The sequence below is a fragment of the Stappia stellulata DSM 5886 genome (assembly GCF_000423705.1).
Classification (GTDB): Bacteria; Pseudomonadota; Alphaproteobacteria; order Rhizobiales; family Stappiaceae; genus Stappia; species Stappia stellulata.
The window spans coordinates 515,711-533,780 of the sequence record NZ_AUIM01000004.1 but is presented as its reverse complement, the minus strand read 5'-3'; the positions used below and the strand labels follow the sequence as shown (position 1 = coordinate 533,780).

The 18,070-nt window shown below is 62.3% G+C and carries 17 protein-coding genes and 2 tRNA genes; all 19 read left to right on the top strand.

Features of this window, described 5'->3' with window-relative positions; translation table 11 throughout:
- Positions 1-4: 4 nt before the first annotated feature.
- The 19 genes from G572_RS0102645 (at position 5) to G572_RS0102555 (ending at position 18,049) form a co-directional block, all read left to right on the top strand.
- Positions 5-664, top strand: a complete 660-nt coding sequence (locus G572_RS0102645; RefSeq protein WP_029057171.1) for a protein-L-isoaspartate(D-aspartate) O-methyltransferase — start codon at positions 5-7, stop codon at positions 662-664.
- A gap of 7 nt (positions 665-671) precedes the next feature.
- Entirely contained in the window at positions 672-2,195 is a 1,524-nt protein-coding gene (locus tag G572_RS26615; protein ID WP_245566138.1) for a M23 family metallopeptidase, read from the top strand.
- Between the two features lie 254 nt (positions 2,196-2,449).
- A tRNA-Asp gene (locus G572_RS0102635) sits at positions 2,450-2,526 on the top strand.
- Between the two features lie 46 nt (positions 2,527-2,572).
- Positions 2,573-2,649, top strand: a tRNA-Asp gene (locus tag G572_RS0102630).
- 1,055 nt (positions 2,650-3,704) lie between these two features.
- Positions 3,705-4,070: an NADH-quinone oxidoreductase subunit A gene (locus G572_RS0102625; protein WP_029057170.1), complete on the top strand. Its 366-nt coding sequence runs from the start codon at positions 3,705-3,707 to the stop codon at positions 4,068-4,070.
- Positions 4,061-4,639, top strand: a complete 579-nt coding sequence (locus G572_RS0102620) for a NuoB/complex I 20 kDa subunit family protein (protein WP_029057169.1) — start codon at positions 4,061-4,063, stop codon at positions 4,637-4,639. Before G572_RS0102625 ends, G572_RS0102620 begins: the two co-directional genes overlap by 10 nt.
- Before the next feature lie 45 nt (positions 4,640-4,684).
- Positions 4,685-5,284 carry an NADH-quinone oxidoreductase subunit C gene (locus G572_RS0102615; RefSeq protein ID WP_029057168.1) on the top strand — a complete coding sequence of 200 codons (600 nt, stop codon included), beginning with the start codon at positions 4,685-4,687 and terminating at the stop codon, positions 5,282-5,284.
- Positions 5,285-5,293: 9 nt separating this feature from the next.
- A complete protein-coding gene (locus tag G572_RS0102610; protein WP_029057167.1) occupies positions 5,294-5,728 on the top strand; it encodes a GFA family protein in 435 nt (144 codons plus the stop codon).
- Positions 5,721-6,905, top strand: a complete 1,185-nt coding sequence (locus tag G572_RS0102605) for an NADH-quinone oxidoreductase subunit D (protein ID WP_029057166.1) — start codon at positions 5,721-5,723, stop codon at positions 6,903-6,905. The genes G572_RS0102610 and G572_RS0102605 overlap by 8 nt, the downstream gene beginning before the upstream one ends.
- Positions 6,905-8,065 (top strand): NADH-quinone oxidoreductase subunit NuoE, encoded by a 1,161-nt coding sequence (nuoE, locus tag G572_RS0102600; RefSeq protein WP_029057165.1) that lies wholly within the window; start codon positions 6,905-6,907, stop codon positions 8,063-8,065. Before G572_RS0102605 ends, nuoE begins: the two co-directional genes overlap by 1 nt.
- Before the next feature lie 15 nt (positions 8,066-8,080).
- Positions 8,081-9,385, top strand: coding sequence for an NADH-quinone oxidoreductase subunit NuoF (gene nuoF / locus G572_RS0102595; protein WP_029057164.1), 1,305 nt, complete (start codon positions 8,081-8,083; stop codon positions 9,383-9,385).
- An 83-nt stretch (positions 9,386-9,468) separates the two neighbouring features.
- Entirely contained in the window at positions 9,469-11,535 is a 2,067-nt protein-coding gene (gene nuoG, locus G572_RS0102590) for an NADH-quinone oxidoreductase subunit NuoG (protein WP_029057163.1), read from the top strand.
- 12 nt (positions 11,536-11,547) lie between these two features.
- Entirely contained in the window at positions 11,548-12,606 is a 1,059-nt protein-coding gene (gene nuoH / locus G572_RS0102585; RefSeq protein ID WP_029057162.1) for an NADH-quinone oxidoreductase subunit NuoH, read from the top strand.
- 19 nt (positions 12,607-12,625) lie between these two features.
- On the top strand, positions 12,626-12,862 hold the full coding sequence (locus G572_RS0102580; protein WP_029057161.1) for a hypothetical protein: 237 nt from the start codon (positions 12,626-12,628) through the stop codon (positions 12,860-12,862).
- Between the two features lie 105 nt (positions 12,863-12,967).
- Entirely contained in the window at positions 12,968-13,456 is a 489-nt protein-coding gene (gene nuoI / locus G572_RS0102575; protein WP_029057160.1) for an NADH-quinone oxidoreductase subunit NuoI, read from the top strand.
- A 98-nt stretch (positions 13,457-13,554) separates the two neighbouring features.
- Positions 13,555-14,169, top strand: coding sequence for an NADH-quinone oxidoreductase subunit J (locus tag G572_RS0102570; RefSeq protein ID WP_029057159.1), 615 nt, complete (start codon positions 13,555-13,557; stop codon positions 14,167-14,169).
- Between the two features lie 88 nt (positions 14,170-14,257).
- Positions 14,258-14,566: an NADH-quinone oxidoreductase subunit NuoK gene (gene nuoK, locus G572_RS0102565; protein WP_029057158.1), complete on the top strand. Its 309-nt coding sequence runs from the start codon at positions 14,258-14,260 to the stop codon at positions 14,564-14,566.
- Between the two features lie 10 nt (positions 14,567-14,576).
- Complete coding sequence (nuoL, locus tag G572_RS0102560) at positions 14,577-16,538, top strand: NADH-quinone oxidoreductase subunit L (protein WP_029057157.1); 1,962 nt, start codon at positions 14,577-14,579, stop codon at positions 16,536-16,538.
- Positions 16,538-18,049: an NADH-quinone oxidoreductase subunit M gene (locus G572_RS0102555; RefSeq protein WP_029057156.1), complete on the top strand. Its 1,512-nt coding sequence runs from the start codon at positions 16,538-16,540 to the stop codon at positions 18,047-18,049. The genes nuoL and G572_RS0102555 overlap by 1 nt, the downstream gene beginning before the upstream one ends.
- Positions 18,050-18,070: the final 21 nt, after the last annotated feature.

Genomic DNA, 18,070 nt, shown 5'->3' with positions numbered 1-18,070 from the left:
CTTGGTGCCATCCGATGTCACAGAGGCCGACCGCGAGGCGACCGCGGCGCTGATCCTCAAGCTGCGCAGCAAGGGGATCGGCAGCCAGAAGGTGCTGTCTGCGCTCGAGCGCGTGCCGCGACGGCTGTTCCTGTCCGCGCCCCTGCAGCGCCATGCCTATGAGGACAGCGCCCTTCCCATTGAATGCGGCCAGACGATTTCCCAGCCCACGATTGTCGCAATGATGACTGAAGCGCTCGATGTTGCGCCAGAGCACCGGGTTCTCGAGATCGGGACGGGTTCGGGTTATCAGGCAGCCATTCTCGGGCATCTCAGCCGGGACGTTCGAACCATCGAACGTTACAAGACACTCGCCGACCTGGCGCGGGCCCGGCTGTCCACGCTGAAGATCGACACCGTGCACGTCCACCATGGCGACGGAACGGAAGGGCTTGCGGAGAAGGCGCCCTTCGACCGGATCATCGTGACGGCCGCCACGCCGGAACTCCCGCAGGCGTTGATCGATCAACTGGCGGATGGCGGAAAACTGGTGGCACCGCGCGGCCCCGCCGGTGATGTCCAGTCTCTTGTGGTGATTGAACGAAAAGGTGCGACGACGGTCTCCCGCGACCTTGCGCAGGTGCGCTTTGTCCCGCTCGTGGAAGGGGTCGCGAACCGGCTGTGACGCCCGGTTGGTAGCAATTGTTTCGGGCCTTTCACGGTCAATTCGCTCGCGCTTAAGTCTTTATAAACGTTACCGGCATTTAATCAGTCTCAACGACCTCAGGTGTTTGAGTCCGAGTAGCGCCATGTCAAAGAAATATTTAAGATCCCCGTCCCGATTGCTCTCGCAGACTGCGATGGTGGTGCTTCTGGCAGCCGTCGCCGGAGCTTGCAGCGGGGGAGTGGAGCGGTTCGCCGATCCGATCTTCACCGGTAACACCGACAATCAGCGTGCCATGCTGAGCGGCACTTCGGCGTCGCAGCCGAGTTTCGACGACATCATGGCGGGCCCGTCCAGCGGACCGGCGCGGGTGGAGCGCACTGCGTTGCCGCCGGTGAACGGGTCCGGTGCCTCGATGGCAACCGGATCGGTTTCCAGGTCAGGCGCCACGCAAGGCCAGTCTTCTCGCAATGCTTCCGTTCCCACGCCTCCCGCATCGCCGTCACGGCCGGTGGCGACCGCCTCGGTGCAGACGCCTGTCCGCTCGGCACGCGACGAAGCGAGCCGTACGCTTGCAGCGACGTCAGGGCCTGTGGGCAATTCGGTTGCGCCGAAGACGGTTCGTGGCTGGACCACGGCAGGGGCGACCCAGGTGAGTGCGCGAAGTGGCGACAGCGTGGCCTCGATGTCACGCCGTTTCGGCGTGCCGCAGTATGTCCTGGCCGAAATCAACGGCGTATCGCCAAACGCCTCTCTGTCCGCCGGCCAGCGGATGGTCATCCCCACATATGTGCATGGCGCGACCGCATCGCGCTCGGGTGCACCTGTGAAGCTGCCGCCGGCCGGGGGCGCGCCAAGCGTGACGGGGTCGATCCCCGCATCGGCGGGTGCCGGTCTTGCAATGGCGTCTGCCCCGATCCCGCGGCAGAAGCCCGGCTCCGCGGTCAAGCTGGCGTCGCTTTCGAGCAGCGTTCCCGCGCCCGCTCAGGTCGCCACCGCCGCCCAGCCGCGGCGAAAGCCCGCATCATTGAGCTCGCGAACCGTCGAGACGGTCCGCGCTCCGACTTCGACCGCGACCACGGCCGCGACCGACGCGCCGCCGCAGATTTCCAGAACGGAATCCGCGCCCGTCAAACCGATTTCCGTCAATCGCGATGCTTCGGACGACAACGTTCGCCGATTCCGTTGGCCGGCCCGGGGGCGAATCATCTCAGACTTCGGAACAAAGCCTGGCGGAACGCGCAACGAGGGCATCAATCTCGCCCTGCCGGAAGGGGCCGACATCAAGGCCGTGGAAGACGGAACCGTTATCTATTCCGGCAATGAACTCAAAGGCTACGGCAATCTCGTCCTCGTGCGTCACGACGATGGCTGGGTGTCGGCCTATGCGCATGGCAGCCAGCTGCTGGTCAAACGCGGCGATGCAGTGAGTCGCGGGCAGACGATTGCCAAGGCCGGTTCAACCGGCTCGGTCACCCAGCCGCAGCTTCATTTCGAACTGCGCCGTGGCAACAAGCCGGTCGATCCGATGCAGTATCTGGCCCGTCTTTAATCGAGCCTGAAGGCTGCGATCTCGACTTTCAAACGCACGAGTGCTTTCGCGCTCGTGCGTTTTTCGTTGCCGGGACGCCGACAGGGCAGGGGGAGCTGCAAGCGGGCCGATCTGCGTTATCCACAGGGGTATTGATGCGATGGCGCGCGGCACTTGGACAATCCTCACAAAGCTGTGTGAGTGCCGCTTGACTTGTCGGGCGGGTCGACGTACATCAGCGCCACTCCCGGCGGCCACGTGTCGCCAGAGCGCAAGCGGGTGTAGCTCAGTTGGTTAGAGTGCCGGCCTGTCACGCCGGAGGTCGCGGGTTCGAGTCCCGTCACTCGCGCCACTTGCCTCAGTAACGGGAGCCCTTTGCCTGATGGCAAAGCGGGCGAGCGGGTGTAGCTCAGTTGGTTAGAGTGCCGGCCTGTCACGCCGGAGGTCGCGGGTTCGAGTCCCGTCACTCGCGCCACTCGCCCCATTTTTTCTTCCGAGATCAGAAACGCCCCTCACGGGGGCCGCAAGCTTGTTGTCTGCAGCGACGGCATCCGCCAAATGCCATGCTTTCACAACACCGGCCTTCCTTATGTTGCAAGCGCGGTCCGTGTTTGGAGGCGGCGGTCGTGATCGGACGAATGTTTGCCTTGCGGCGCTGTGGCGCAGGCTCTCCCGATGATCCTGCAACATGTACATGCGGGCGGTATTTGCCCCCTGTCGTTGACTTGAAACAGGAGGCCCCGCGCGTCGGGAGCGGCGATTGCCTCGCCCGGGCAACACCGGCGCCCTCGTTTTAGGTGGCGCTGTCCGCCATCGGTTTCGAGGAGAGCCTGTTGCAAGGTTCGCATGCTCTGGTGTGGAGTTGTCGTTCCGGCGAGGCCGACCGGGGCGGTACGGGAAAAAACTGCGTTTTGCAGCGGACCTGGATCTCCTCGTCCTCGCGGGTCTCGCCACATGAGCCGGCCCGCTTTCTGTCGGGTCTTCCAAACCGGGCCCTGCCGCTTACGCCCGGGGCCATGGCGCAGTCGGAGGCCTTCCTCGAGAGCGTCCGAGCTGGCGGCGGCTGGAAAATCCAGGGCAAGCCCGGCGGGGATGTCCGCGCCGTGCGGATGGCAGATTCGACAGGTCGAGGGGGCGGATGGTTTGTCGGCTGGGGGAGGGCGCAAAGGCCGTGTCGTCTTTGTTCGTCTGATCCAGGACGAGGCGCGCGAAGCCCGAGCCGTCGGGGATCAGGGCGTGCGACGCGCTGCTCGACGCGTGGCCGGAGCTCACGTAGCGCCTCTTGCGTTAATCCTTCCCGGGTTTTCGGCGCTGCGACGCAGGGACGTCTCGCAACCGCGAAAATGCCGTTCCGATTACACTGTCGTCGGGCTTGCGTTGCAGGGGAGCGTGGGCTAAGCGTGCCGGGTAAGCGCTGGTGATCGCGTCGTTGTCACCTGTATCACCGTCACGCTGGAAAGGCCCCGCCGCGCCGCGCTGTCGTGGGACACGCGCAGCCGCCAAGGGCCTGGCGCAAGGACATGTTTGGACATGGAAGATCTGCTGAGAGACTATGTGCCGATCCTGGTTTTCATCGGGGTCTCGCTGGTCATCGGTCTTGCCCTTTTGGTGTCGCCGTTTCTGCTGGCCTACAAGAATCCCGATTCGGAGAAGCTGTCGGCCTATGAGTGCGGGTTCAACGCTTTCGACGATGCCCGGATGAAATTCGACATCCGCTTCTATCTGGTCGCGCTGCTGTTCATCATCTTCGATCTCGAGGTTGCATTCCTGTTCCCCTGGGCCGTCTCGTTCGGCGATCTCGGCTGGTACGGCTTCTGGTCGATGATGACGTTTCTCGGCGTGCTGACGATCGGGTTCATCTACGAATGGAAGAAGGGAGCGCTGGAATGGGACTGACCTCGCAAGAGCCCCTCATTGCCCAGGCTCCGAAGGGCATTCTCGATCCGCGAACGGGAAAGCCTGTCGGCGCGGACGATTCGTTCTTCATCGAGATGAATGACGAGCTGTCCGACAAGGGGTTCGTCGTCACCGCCACGGACAATCTGATCCAGTGGGCACGAACCGGCTCCTTGATGTGGATGACGTTCGGTCTCGCCTGCTGCGCGGTCGAGATGATGCAGATGTCGATGCCGCGTTACGACGGGGAGCGGTTCGGCTTTGCCCCGCGCGGGTCTCCGCGCCAATCCGACGTGATGATCGTGGCCGGCACGCTGACCAACAAGATGGCGCCGGCGCTGCGCAAGGTCTACGATCAGATGCCCGAGCCGCGCTATGTCATCTCCATGGGCTCCTGCGCCAATGGAGGGGGGTATTATCATTACTCCTACTCGGTGGTGCGCGGCTGCGACCGGGTCGTTCCGGTCGACATCTATGTGCCGGGCTGCCCGCCGACTGCGGAAGCGCTTCTGTACGGGGTGATGATGCTCCAGAAGAAGATCAGGCGCACCGGAACGATCGAACGCTGACCGCCGGTCGGCCCCACGCCTCATTGCGTTAGACGGATCAGGGACATGGACGAAACGCTCGCTGAACTCGGCGAACACATTCAGGCGGCGCTTGGCGATACCGTCGACAGCGCATCTGTCGCCTTTGGCGAGTTGACGCTGGAGGTCCGCGCCTCGGAAATCGTGCAGGCTGTGCGCTTCCTGCGCGATGACACGAGCTGCCTCTTCGTCAACCTGACAGACATTTGTGGCGTCGACTACCCGAGCCGGGACAAGCGCTTCGAGGTGGTCTACCATTTCCTGTCGCCCAAGCAGAACATGCGTATCCGCGTGAAACTCAGGGCCGATGACGAAACGCCGGTTCCCTCCATCGTGGATGTTTTCCCGGGGGCGGAATGGTTCGAGCGCGAAGTCTATGACATGTATGGTGTGCTGTTTTCCGGGCACCCCGACCTGCGACGGATTCTCACGGACTACGGGTTTGACGGCTATCCGCTGCGCAAGGATTTCCCGCTGACCGGGTATGTCGAAGTTCGCTACGACGACGAGAAGAAGCGGGTCGTTTATGAGCCGGTGCGGCTCAATCAGGAATTCCGCGATTTCGATTTCATGTCGCCCTGGGAGGGCACGGATTACGTGCTGCCGGGCGACGAGAAGGCGAGCTGAGGGGCAAATATGGCTGACGAGAGGCTTCAGGGAGGCTGTCTTTGCGGTGCCGTTCGCTTTTCCGCGTTGCCGGAGACCCGCGAGATGGGCGTGTGCCACTGTTCGATGTGCCGGCGCTGGAGCGGCGGCATTTTCATGGCCGTCGCGTGCAATGATGTTGCAATGGCCGAGGGAAGCGTTCCCGGTGTTTACGGTTCGTCCGAGTACGGCGAACGGGTGTTCTGCGAGCGCTGCGGGTCTTCGCTGATGTGGCGGATGCGCGATGGATCGCACAGCAGCGTGTCCGCGCAAGCGTTCGATGATCCGACGGTCTTCACGTTCACCTCCGAGATCTTCATCGACGAAAAACCCGACAACTATTCGTTTGCCGATTCGACCCAGAAAATGACAGGTGCTGAGGTGTTTGCTCTCTTCGCGCCCAAGCAGGATCCTCAACATGGCTGAGGCTCAGGTCCGGAATTTCAACATCAACTTCGGCCCGCAGCATCCCGCTGCGCACGGGGTGTTGCGTCTGGTGCTCGAACTGGACGGCGAGGTGGTCACGCGGGTCGATCCGCATATCGGTCTGCTGCATCGCGGCACCGAAAAGCTGATCGAGCACAAGACCTATCTGCAGGCCGTTCCGTATTTTGATCGCCTCGATTACGTTGCGCCGATGAACCAGGAGCACGCCTTCGCCCTGGCCATCGAACGCATGTTGGATATTGAGGTCCCGAAACGCGGGCAGCTGATCCGCGTGCTCTATTCCGAGATCGGCCGCATTCTGTCGCATCTGCTCAATGTCACCACGCAGGCGATGGACGTCGGCGCGCTGACGCCGCCGCTTTGGGGCTTCGAGCCGCGCGAAGAGCTTATGGTGTTTTACGAGCGGGCCTGCGGCGCACGCATGCATGCCGCCTTTGTGCGTCCGGGCGGCGTTCACCAGGAGCTTCCCGGCGATCTGCTCGACGACATCTGGGATTTCTGCGACCCCTTCCTGAAGACGCTCGACGATATCGAGGGGCTGCTGACCGACAACCGCATCTTCAAGCAACGCAATGTCGACATCGCCGTCGTGTCGCTCGAAGATGCTTGGGCGCGGGGCTTTTCCGGCGTGATGGTGCGCGGGTCGGGGGCTGCATGGGATCTGCGCAAGTCGCAGCCCTATGAATGTTATTCCGAACTCGATTTCGACATTCCGATCGGCAAGAACGGCGATTGCTACGACCGTTACCTGATCCGCATGGAAGAGATGCGCCAGTCGGTGCGGTTGATGAAGCAGTGCTTGGAAAAGCTGACGGTGGAAAAGGGGCCGGTGTCGTCGAGCGACGGCAAGATCGTCCCCCCCAAGCGCGGCGAGATGAAGAAGTCGATGGAAGCGCTGATCCATCACTTCAAGCTCTATACCGAAGGCTATCACGTGCCCGAGGGCGAAGTTTACGCTGCCGTGGAGGCGCCCAAGGGCGAATTCGGCGTCTACCTCGTTGCCGACGGAAGCAACAAGCCCTATCGCTGCAAGATCAAGGCGCCCGGGTTCGCGCATTTGCAGGCGATGGATTTCCTGTGTCGGGGACACATGCTGGCCGACGTGTCGGCGGTTCTCGGTTCCCTTGATATCGTGTTCGGAGAGGTGGACCGGTAATGTCCGTTCGTCGCCTTCACCCTGAGCAGCCCGAGAGTTTCGCCTTTACCAAGGCCAATCTCGACTGGGCCCAGAAGGTCATCTCGCGCTATCCGGAGGGACGGCAGGCGTCCGCCGTGATCCCGCTGTTGTGGCGCGCACAGGAGCAGCATGACGGCTGGCTCCCGGAACCCGCGATCCGCTGCGTGGCGGACATGCTGTCGATGCCGCATATCCGCGTTCTGGAAGTCGCGACTTTCTACACGATGTTCCAGCTCGCTCCAGTCGGCAAGAAGGCTCATATCCAGGTCTGTGGCACGACGCCTTGTCAGTTGCGCGGCGCGGAAGACCTCGTGCGTGTCTGCAAGAGCCGGATTGCGGCACATGCGCACGAGCTGTCGGAAGACGGCGATTTCTCGTGGGAAGAGGTCGAGTGCCTAGGCGCCTGCGTGAACGCGCCGATGGTGCAGATCTTCAAGGATACCTATGAGGATCTGACCCCGGAAAGCCTCGAGGCACTGATCGAGGATATCGCCGCCGGCCGCGAAGTGACACCGGGGCCGCAGACGGACCGCCGGTTCGCCATGCCCGCGGATGGCGCGACGACGCTGTCCGACCTTGACGATACAACCGTCGGTGCCGATCCGGTCGCGCATGTCGTTTCGGGCGCCGAAGCGGCCTCGCATGCCTTTGCCGGGCAGGCGATCAATTCCGGCGGCCATGATTTCGACGGTTTGCCGAGGGCGCCAAAGAGCACGAAGGAAGCCGCACCCAAGCCCGCTCCCAAGGCCAAGGACGTCAAGCCGGAAGCGGTCGAGACGGCGGCTGCCGGGGCGCCGGGATCGGTGCAGTCCAGCCTGGATCTGACAGGCGAGGGCGTGCCGGAGAGCGAACCTGAACTGTTGAAGGGCGCGCGCAGCGGCAAGGCCGACGATCTGAAGAAGATCAAGGGCGTGGGGCCGAAGCTCGAGGGAATCCTCAACGACCTGGGCGTCTATCATTTCGACCAGATCGCCGGTTGGAACGAGGCCAACAAGGCCTGGGTCGACACGCGGCTCAAGTTCAAGGGCCGGATCGATCGCGAAGACTGGATCGCGCAGGCAAAACAGCTGGCGAACGGCGGGGAAACCGAATTCTCCTCGCGTGCCAAAAAGGGCGATGCGCCCTCCAGCCAGAGCTAAGGACAGGAGAGCGGGATGCTGTCTGATCAGGACCGGATCTTCACCAATATCTACGGTCTGCACGACTGGGGGCTCGATGGCGCGCGCCAGCGCGGCCATTGGGACGGCACCAAGGCGCTCCTGGACAAAGGTCGCGACTGGATCATCGAGGAGGTCAAGACCTCGGGGCTGCGCGGGCGCGGCGGAGCCGGCTTCCCGACCGGGCTGAAGTGGTCGTTCATGCCGAAGGAATCGGATGGACGTCCGGCCTATCTGGTTGTGAACGCGGATGAGTCTGAACCGGGCACTTGCAAGGATCGCGAGATCCTGCGCCACGACCCGCACACGCTGGTCGAGGGCTGCCTCGTGGCCGGCTACGCGATGGGGGCGATTGCCGCTTACATCTACGTGCGCGGCGAGTTCATCCGGGAGCGCGAGCGCCTGCAGGCGGCGATCGACCAGGCCTATGAGGCCGGGCTGATCGGCAAAAACAACAAGAACGGCTACGATTTCGAAATCTATGTGCACCACGGCGCCGGCGCCTATATCTGCGGTGAGGAAACCGCATTGCTGGAAAGCCTGGAAGGCAAGAAGGGCCAGCCGCGGCTGAAGCCGCCATTCCCGGCCAACGTCGGTCTTTACGGCTGTCCGACGACGGTGAACAACGTGGAATCCATTGCGGTGGCGCCGACGATCCTGCGGCGTGGCGGCACTTGGTTTGCCAGCCTCGGCAAGCCGGGCAACACCGGCACGAAGCTCTTTTGCGTTTCCGGTCACGTCAACAAGCCGTGCACCGTGGAAGAGGAAATGGGCATTTCCTTCCGCGAGCTTATCGACAAGCATTGCGGCGGCATTCGCGGCGGCTGGGACAACCTTCTGGCGGTCATTCCCGGCGGGTCCTCGGTACCCTGCGTGTCGGCTGAGAACATCATCGACTGCGGCATGGATTTCGACAGCCTCAAGGGCCTTGGCTCGGGGCTTGGAACGGCGGCCGTCATCGTGATGGATCGGTCGACCGATATCATCAAGGCGATTGCCCGGCTCTCCTATTTCTACAAGCACGAGAGCTGCGGCCAGTGCACGCCGTGCCGCGAAGGCACCGGCTGGATGTGGCGCGTGATGGAACGCATGGTCGAAGGCAACGCCTCCCGGGAAGAGATCGACATGCTCTTCCAGGTGACCAAGCAGGTTGAGGGGCACACGATCTGCGCGCTCGGCGATGCGGCAGCCTGGCCGATCCAGGGGCTGATCAAGAATTTCCGCCCGGTGATCGAGGCGCGGATCGACGAATTCACGGCGAAGCGGCGGTCCCCGTCGCCCGCAATGGCGGCGGCGGAGTAAGACATGCGCAACGCCGCGATCGACATGACACGACGTCCGGGCGCTTTTGCAGCGCCGGTCGTTAGCCGCGAGGGCTGCACCCGATGAACAAGGTTATCTTTGTCGACGGCAGGGAAGTCGAGGTTCCGCAGGACTACACGCTGCTGCAGGCTTGCGAGGCCGCCGGCGCCGAGGTGCCGCGCTTCTGCTTTCACGACCGCCTGTCCATTGCCGGCAACTGCCGCATGTGTCTCGTCGAGGTGAAGGGCGGACCGCCGAAGCCGGCTGCCTCCTGCGCGATGAACGTGCGCGACCTGCGTCCGGGGCCCAATGGCGAGCCGCCGGAGGTCTTTACCAAGACGCCGATGGTGAAGAAGGCGCGCGAAGGCGTGATGGAGTTCCTGCTGATCAACCATCCGCTGGACTGCCCGATCTGCGATCAGGGCGGCGAGTGTGACCTGCAGGATCAGGCCATGGCCTACGGCATGGACGGGTCGCGCTATTCGGAGAACAAGCGCGCGGTCGAGGACAAATACATCGGTCCGCTCGTCAAGACGATCATGACTCGCTGCATTCACTGCACGCGCTGCGTTCGTTTCACCACAGAGGTGTGTGGCGTATCGGATCTCGGGCTGATCGGGCGCGGCGAGGACGCGGAAATCACCTCGTATCTGGAAAGCGCGCTGTCGTCGGAAATGCAGGGCAACGTGGTCGATCTGTGTCCCGTCGGGGCACTGACGCACAAGCCCTATGCCTTTCAGGCGCGGCCCTGGGAGTTGAAGAAGACGGAAACCATCGACGTGATGGATGCCGTGGGATCGGCCATCCGGGTCGACACGCGCGGCCGCGAGGTCATGCGCGTACTTCCGCGTCTCAACGAGGCGGTCAACGAAGAGTGGATTTCCGACAAGACGCGCTACATCTGGGACGGGTTGCGCACACAGCGTCTGGACCGGCCCTATGCACGCATCGACGGCAAGTTGAAGCCGGTGTCGTGGGGCGAAGCCTTTGCGCTGATCGCGGAGAAGGTGAAGGCGGCGAAGCCCGAGCGCATCGGTGCGCTTGCCGGACAGTTCGCGAATGTCGAGGAGATGTTCGCACTGAAGGGCCTGATGACGTCACTGGGTGTCACCAATCTCGACAGCCGCTATCCGGGATCTCCGCTGGATCCGGCGCACGGCCGCGACAGCTATCTCTTCAATTCCACGATCGCGGGGATCGAGGATGCCGATGCGATCATGCTGATCGGCACAAATCCGCGCGTCGAGGCCCCCGTGCTGAACGCCCGTATCCGCAAGCGCTACACGCAGGGCGGCGTCCAGATCGGCCTGATTGGCGAGGCCGCGGATCTCACCTATCCCTATACCTATCTGGGTGCCGGGGCAGACACGCTTGCCGAGTTGGTAAAGAAGGCGCCGGCCAAGGCGGAACGACCGATGATCATCGTCGGACAGGGTGCCTTGAACCGTCCGGATGGCGCGACGATCCTTGCGCTTGCTGCGAAGGCGGCGAAGTCGCTCGGCGTGATCCGCGACGACTGGAACGGCTTCAACATCCTTCATACCGAAGCCGCCCAGGTCGGCGCGCTCGACGTCGGTTTCGTGCCGGGCGAGGGCGGTCTGGCAACGGCCGGGATGCTTGAACCGGGCGCGCTCGATGTCGCGTTCCTGCTCGGCGTCGACGAGGTCGATGTGCCGGACGGGGCTTTCGTGGTTTATCAGGGAACGCATGGCGACCGTGGCGCGCATCGCGCCGACGTGATCCTGCCGGGTGCGACCTACACCGAAAAGTCGGGCACCTATGTGAACACCGAAGGGCGCGTCCAGCTCGGCGAACGTGCCGGCTTCCCCCCGGGCGAGGCTCGCGAGGACTGGGCGATCCTGCGGGCATTGTCCGCACAGCTTGGCGCGCAACTGCCCTATGATTCGCTTGGCGAACTGCGGGCGGCGCTTTACGAGGGGTATCCGCATATGGCGGAAGTCGACAGCATCGCGGGTGGTGATGGGTCGGGCGTCGAGGCATTGGCAAAGCTCGACGGAAAACCGGAAACAACCGCGTTCCACAGCGCGGTGAGCGACTTCTACATGACCAATCCGATCGCGCGTGCGTCGGCGACGATGGCCGAGTGTTCGGCTCTCGCCAGGGCGCGTGCGGCAGAGGCCGCGGAGTAAACGGGGGCTATTATGGCGGACTTCTGGGCGGATTATCTTTTCCCGCTGATCATTATGTTGGCGCAGAGCGTTTTGCTGCTTGTCGTCTTGCTGTTGGTCGTGGCGTATATCCTTTACGCGGATCGCAAGGTCTGGGCGGCGGTTCAGATCCGCAGGGGACCGAACGTTGTCGGCCCCTGGGGGCTGTTGCAGTCCTTCGCCGACCTTTTGAAGTTCGTGCTGAAGGAGCCGGTCATCCCGGCTGGCGCCAACAAGGGGTTGTTCCTTCTGGCGCCGCTGGTGACGGTGACGCTCGCGCTTGCGGCCTGGGCGGTCGTGCCGGTGGCGGAAGGCTGGGTAATCGCGGACGTAAATGTCGGCATCCTGTTTATTCTCGCGATCTCGTCGCTGAGCGTTTACGGCATCATCATCGGCGGTTGGGCTTCGAACTCCAAGTATCCGTTCCTGTCCGCGCTGCGTTCGGCGGCGCAGATGGTGTCCTATGAGGTCTCCATCGGTCTCGTGATCGTCACCGTGCTCATGTGCGCGGGATCGCTCAACCTGTCGCAGATCGTCCTGTCGCAGGAGACGGGTCTTGCCTCCATGCTGGGCGTGCCGTGGCTGACGTTCCTGAACTGGTACTGGCTGCCGCTGTTCCCGATGTTCGTCGTGTTCTTCATTTCCGCGCTTGCGGAGACGAATCGCCCGCCGTTCGATCTTGCGGAAGCGGAATCGGAGCTGGTTGCCGGGTTCATGGTCGAATACGGCTCCACGCCCTACATGATGTTCATGCTGGGCGAGTATGTCTCCATCGCGCTGATGTGCTCGCTGACGACCATCCTGTTCCTGGGCGGCTGGCTTCCCCCGTTCGATTTCGCGCCTTTCACCTGGGTGCCCGGCGTGATCTGGTTCCTTTTGAAGTCGCTCCTGGTGTTCTTCATGATCGCGATGGTCAAGGCGATGGTCCCGCGCTACCGCTACGACCAGTTGATGCGCCTTGGATGGAAGGTGTTCCTTCCGCTTTCGCTGGCGATGGTCGTTGTGGTGGCTGCGGTCCTGATGGCGATGGGGTGGGCGCCGAGCAGTGCGTGACGAACAGAGAGGGTCTTGAATGTCGTTCTCTCTTGCAGGTTTGATTGGCGCGGCCATCGGGCTTTACATCGGTTGGATCGACTACAAGATCGTTGTCGGCGTGCTGAAAGGCGCCGCAGAGCGCCAGAACCAGAGGCTCGGGAAACAAGGGGTTCTCGATCGCTACATGGACCAGATCCGCTACCTGGTCCTTGGGGGCGCGCTGATCGGGTTCCCGCTGATCGGCTATCTTGCCGGCCAATCCCTGGCGGGGTAGCGACGGGAAGACCCGCCGGAGGTGGCGGGAACTGATTTGAACACGGGCGGGCGGGGTGTTCCCGCGTTTCGCCCGATCTGGAAACGAGAAACGAGGCTCGACGCCATGGCACTGCAACAGGCTGCCAAGTCGCTCTTGCTCAAGGAGTTCGTGTCCGCCTTCTTCCTGGCGATGCGCTACTTCTTCAAGCCGAAGCCGACGATCAACTATCCCTTCGAAAAGGGACCGGTCAGCCCGCGCTTTCGCGGCGAGCATGCGTTGCGCCGCTATCCCAACGGCGAGGAACGCTGCATCGCCTGCAAGCTGTGCGAGGCGATCTGCCCGGCGCAGGCCATCACCATCGAGGCCGGCCCCCGTCGCAACGACGGGACGCGGCGCACGACGCGTTACGACATCGACATGGTTAAGTGCATCTACTGCGGCTTCTGTCAGGAAGCCTGTCCGGTGGATGCCATTGTCGAAGGTCCGAATTTCGAGTTCGCCACGGAAACCCGTGAAGAACTTTATTACGACAAGGAAAAACTTCTCGCGAACGGCGACCGCTGGGAACGGGAAATCGCAAACAACATCGCCATGGATGCGCCTTATCGGTAAGGCGCGGGGAGTGGACGCCGGACGATGGCTGGTCTAAGACGAGGCCGTCTTGTTCGGGAACAAGCCCACTCAACATGGTGACGGGGGCACACCGCGACATGGTTCTGCAAGCCATCTTCTTCTATCTCTTCGCCGCGATCGCCGTGGCGTCCGCATTCATGGTGATTGCATCGCGCAATCCTGTGCATTCGGTGTTGTTCCTGATTCTGGCATTCTTCAATGCTGCCGGTCTCTTCATCCTGCTCGGCGCCGAGTTCCTGGCGATGCTGCTGGTCTTGGTCTATGTCGGCGCAGTGATGGTCCTGTTCCTCTTCGTGGTGATGATGCTCGACGTCGATTTCGTCGAGATGCGCCAGGGGGTCCTGCAATACATGCCGGTCGGCGGGCTGATCGGTATTATCCTTCTGGTCGAGCTGCTGCTCGTGCTCGGGGTCTGGGTAATATCGCCGGAGGTGGTCGGGAACACCGCCGCACCTGCGCCGATGCCGCAGGACGGTGCCAATGTCTCCGCGCTCGGACAGCTGATCTACACGCGTTACATCCTGTACTTCCAGACGGCTGGTCTCGTGCTGCTGGTGGCGATGATCGGGGCGATTGTCCTCACGTTGCGCCAAAAGGAAGGCGTGAAGCGTCAGGACATTTCCACCCAGGTGGGACGGACCCGCGACGCGGCCATCGAAGTGCGGAAGGTCGAAACCGGCAAGGGGATCTGAGGATCCCAGTAACGTTCATTCCGGCCGCGCAGCATCCGCTGCGTGTGTCAGCTTGCAAGTCTTAATCGGGGAGCATCGCGAGGCGCCCATGGAAATCGGTCTGTCACACTATCTGGCGGTCGCAGCTATTCTGTTCACGATCGGAATCTTCGGGATCTTCCTGAACCGGAAAAACGTCATCGTCATTTTGATGTCGGTGGAGCTGCTGCTTTTGTCGGTGAACCTGAACCTGGTGGCGTTCTCGTCTTTCCTGGGAGACCTCGTCGGCCAGGTCTTCGCGCTGCTGGTTCTGACGGTCGCCGCAGCGGAAGCGGCCATCGGGCTTGCGATCCTCGTCGTCTTCTATCGCAACCGCGGATCGATCGCGGTTGAAGACGTCAACATGATGAAGGGGTAGGGCCGCCGCCATGTATCAGGCAATTGTCTTCCTGCCCCTCGTCGGGTTCCTTGTCGCCGGGCTGTTCGGCCGGTCCATCGGCGCCAAGGCGAGCGAGTATATCACCTCCGGTCTCCTGATCGTTGCCGCGCTTCTGTCGTGGGTGGCGTTCTTTTCCATCGGTTTCGGCGAGACGCCGGTCGTGCGCGAAACGCTGCTGCGCTGGATGACATCCGGTACCTTCAGCGTCGACTGGACCATCCGTGTCGATACGCTGACCGCCGTGATGCTGGTGGTGGTGAACTCGGTGTCGGCGCTCGTTCACGTCTATTCCATCGGCTACATGCACGATGATCCGCATCGGCCGCGCTTCTTCGCCTATCTGTCGTTGTTCACCTTCGCGATGCTGATGCTGGTGACCTCCGACAATCTGCTGCAGATGTTCTTCGGCTGGGAGGGCGTCGGTCTGGCGTCCTATCTGTTGATCGGCTTCTGGTACAAGAAGCCGTCGGCCAATGCGGCGGCGATGAAGGCCTTCGTCGTCAACCGTGTGGGTGACTTCGGCTTCATTCTCGGTATTCTCGGCGTCTTCTATCTGTTCAATTCCACGGATTACGACACGATCTTCGCCAACGCGCAGGCGTTTGCGGCGGAAGAGCCCCGTACGGTTCTGACGTTCCTCGGCGCCGAGCTGTCGCAGGACGCGGCTTTGACGGTTGTCTGCCTGCTGCTCTTCATGGGCGCCATGGGCAAGTCGGCGCAGTTCCTGCTGCACACCTGGTTGCCGGATGCGATGGAAGGCCCGACACCGGTCTCCGCCCTTATTCACGCCGCCACAATGGTGACCGCGGGCGTGTTCATGGTGGCGCGCCTGTCGCCGATCTTCGAGCTGTCGCATACGGCAATGACGGTGGTGACGCTCTTCGGTGCGACGACGGCGTTTTTTGCCGCCACGGTCGGTCTCGTCCAGAACGATATCAAACGCGTGATCGCCTACTCGACCTGCTCGCAGCTCGGCTACATGTTCGTGGCGCTTGGCGTCGGCGGCTATTCAATCGCAATCTTCCATCTCTTCACGCACGCCTTCTTCAAGGCGCTCCTGTTCCTCGGTGCCGGCTCCGTCATTCATGCCGTGTCGAACGAGCAGGACATGCGCAAGATGGGCGGACTGCGGAAACACATTCCGCTGACCTACTGGATGATGGTGATCGGCACGCTGGCGCTCACCGGGTTTCCGCTGACTGCCGGCTTCTTCTCCAAGGATGCGGTGATCGAGGCGGCCTACGTTGGACACAACGCCTTCGCTCAATATGCCTTCTGGCTGACGGTTGCGGCTGCGGCACTGACGTCCTTCTATTCGTGGCGCCTTGCATTCATGACCTTCCACGGCAAGCCGCGCGCGTCCGTCGACGTCATGAAGCACGTTCACGAGAGCCCGCTGGTGATGACCGTGCCGCTGATGATCCTTGCCGCGGGCGCGCTCCTTGCCGGGTTCGTCTTCAAGGGCGTGTTCATCGGCGACGGCTATGACGCTTTCTGGAAGGGCGCGCTCTTCGTGTCGGAGGAAAATCACGTCCTTCACGACATCCACGAGGTTCCGCTGTGGGTTAAGGCATCGCCCTTCGTCATGATGCTCGGCGGGTTCGCGGTTGCCTGGATGTTCTACATCCGCTCGCCGGAGATCCCGCGCCAGCTCGCGGAACGGCACGACGGGCTGTACCGCTTCCTTTTGAACAAGTGGTACTTCGACGAGCTCTATGACGTGATCTTCGTGCGTCCCGCCATGTGGATCGGCCGCCAGCTCTGGAAGAAGGGCGACGGGGTTGTCATCGACGGCATGGGGCCTGACGGTGTCGCCGCGCGGGTCCAGAACGTCACCACCTGGGTCGTCCGGCTTCAGACCGGGTACCTCTATCACTATGCATTCGCCATGCTGATCGGCGTTGCCGCGCTGATCACCTGGTCCATGTTCTCCGTCGGGGGCGCTCACTGATGAGCAACTGGCCGCTTCTTTCCATCACGACCTTCCTTCCGCTCGTCGGCGTGTTTTTCATCCTGCTGGTGCGCGGCGAGGACGCCGGCGCCAAGGACAACATGCGCCGGGTCGCGCTGATCACGACGGTGTTCACATTCCTGGTCTCGCTCTTCATCTGGGGCGGGTTCGATCCGCAGAATCCGGGCTTCCAGTTCGAGGAAAGCAGCGAGTGGCTGGGCGGCAACATCGGCTACCGGATGGGTGTCGACGGCATCTCGATGCTCTTCGTCATCCTCACGACCTTCCTGATGCCCTTTTGCATTCTGGCCAGCTGGAACAGCATCCAGATGCGGGTGAAGGAGTACATGATCGCGTTTCTGGTGCTCGAAACGCTGATGATCGGCGTGTTCTGTGCACTCGATCTTGTCATGTTCTATGTCTTCTTCGAGGCGGGCCTCATTCCGATGTTCCTGATCATCGGCGTCTGGGGCGGCAAGCGGCGCGTCTATGCCAGCTACAAGTTCTTCCTCTACACGCTGCTGGGTTCGCTGCTGATGCTGATCGCGCTGATGGCGATGTACTGGGATGCCGGGACGACGGATATTCCGACGCTGATGGCGCACGGGTTCCCGGCCGGGATGCAGACCTGGTTGTGGCTCGCCTTCTTCGCTTCCTTCGCCGTCAAGATGCCGATGTGGCCGGTTCATACCTGGCTGCCCGACGCGCACGTGGAAGCGCCGACGGCCGGGTCCGTGATCCTGGCTGCGATTTTGCTGAAGATGGGCGGCTACGGCTTTCTGCGGTTCTCGCTGCCGATGTTTCCGCTGGCGAGCGAGGCCTTCGCGCCGCTGGTGTTCACCCTCTCGGTAATCGCCATCGTCTACACGTCGCTGGTGGCGCTTGCGCAGGAAGACATCAAGAAGCTGATCGCCTATTCCTCCGTCGCTCACATGGGCTACGTGACGATGGGCATCTTCACCATGACGGAGCAGGGGGTGCAGGGTGCGCTCTTCCAGATGCTCTCGCACGGTATCGTTTCGGGCGCATTGTTCCTGTGTGTCGGGGTCATCTACGATCGCATGCATACGCGCGACATTTCCGCCTATGGCGGCCTTGTAAACCGAATGCCGTTTTATGCGGTCGCCTTCCTGATTTTCACGATGGCGAATGTCGGTCTTCCGGGCACGAGCGGCTTTGTCGGCGAGTTCCTGACGCTGATGGGGGCCTTCCAGGTCAACACGTGGGTCGCGCTTATCGCGACCAGTGGCGTGATCCTGTCGGCAACCTATGCGCTGTTCCTCTACAAGCGCGTGGTCTTCGGCGCGCTCGACAAGGAGAGCCTGAAGTCGATCATGGATCTCAGCCTACGCGAACGGGTGATTATCGTGCCGATGATCATCCTGACGATCCTGTTCGGTTTCTATCCCGCACCCATCCTCGACGCGACGGCCGCGTCGGTCACGGCGCTGGTGACCAACTACCAGGCGGCGATCGAGGCCGCGAATTCCACCGCCTTGCTGGCGCATTGACGGGTTGAGGACGAGAGACAA

Bases quoted from the DNA above. Each gene is read 5' to 3' on its own strand.
- G572_RS0102605 (WP_029057166.1), top strand. From the start codon at position 5,721: ATGGCTGAGGCTCAGGTCCGGAATTTCAACATCAACTTCGGCCCGCAG.
- nuoF (WP_029057164.1), top strand. From the start codon at position 8,081: ATGCTGTCTGATCAGGACCGGATCTTCACCAATATCTACGGTCTGCAC.
- G572_RS0102620 (WP_029057169.1), top strand. From the start codon at position 4,061: ATGGGACTGACCTCGCAAGAGCCCCTCATTGCCCAGGCTCCGAAGGGC.
- G572_RS0102555 (WP_029057156.1), top strand. From the start codon at position 16,538: ATGAGCAACTGGCCGCTTCTTTCCATCACGACCTTCCTTCCGCTCGTC.
- nuoI (WP_029057160.1), top strand. From the start codon at position 12,968: ATGGCACTGCAACAGGCTGCCAAGTCGCTCTTGCTCAAGGAGTTCGTG.
- nuoE (WP_029057165.1), top strand. From the start codon at position 6,905: ATGTCCGTTCGTCGCCTTCACCCTGAGCAGCCCGAGAGTTTCGCCTTT.
- G572_RS0102580 (WP_029057161.1), top strand. From the start codon at position 12,626: ATGTCGTTCTCTCTTGCAGGTTTGATTGGCGCGGCCATCGGGCTTTAC.
- nuoH (WP_029057162.1), top strand. From the start codon at position 11,548: ATGGCGGACTTCTGGGCGGATTATCTTTTCCCGCTGATCATTATGTTG.
- nuoG (WP_029057163.1), top strand. From the start codon at position 9,469: ATGAACAAGGTTATCTTTGTCGACGGCAGGGAAGTCGAGGTTCCGCAG.
- G572_RS0102615 (WP_029057168.1), top strand. From the start codon at position 4,685: ATGGACGAAACGCTCGCTGAACTCGGCGAACACATTCAGGCGGCGCTT.
- G572_RS0102570 (WP_029057159.1), top strand. From the start codon at position 13,555: ATGGTTCTGCAAGCCATCTTCTTCTATCTCTTCGCCGCGATCGCCGTG.
- nuoL (WP_029057157.1), top strand. From the start codon at position 14,577: ATGTATCAGGCAATTGTCTTCCTGCCCCTCGTCGGGTTCCTTGTCGCC.
- G572_RS0102610 (WP_029057167.1), top strand. From the start codon at position 5,294: ATGGCTGACGAGAGGCTTCAGGGAGGCTGTCTTTGCGGTGCCGTTCGC.
- G572_RS0102625 (WP_029057170.1), top strand. From the start codon at position 3,705: ATGGAAGATCTGCTGAGAGACTATGTGCCGATCCTGGTTTTCATCGGG.
- nuoK (WP_029057158.1), top strand. From the start codon at position 14,258: ATGGAAATCGGTCTGTCACACTATCTGGCGGTCGCAGCTATTCTGTTC.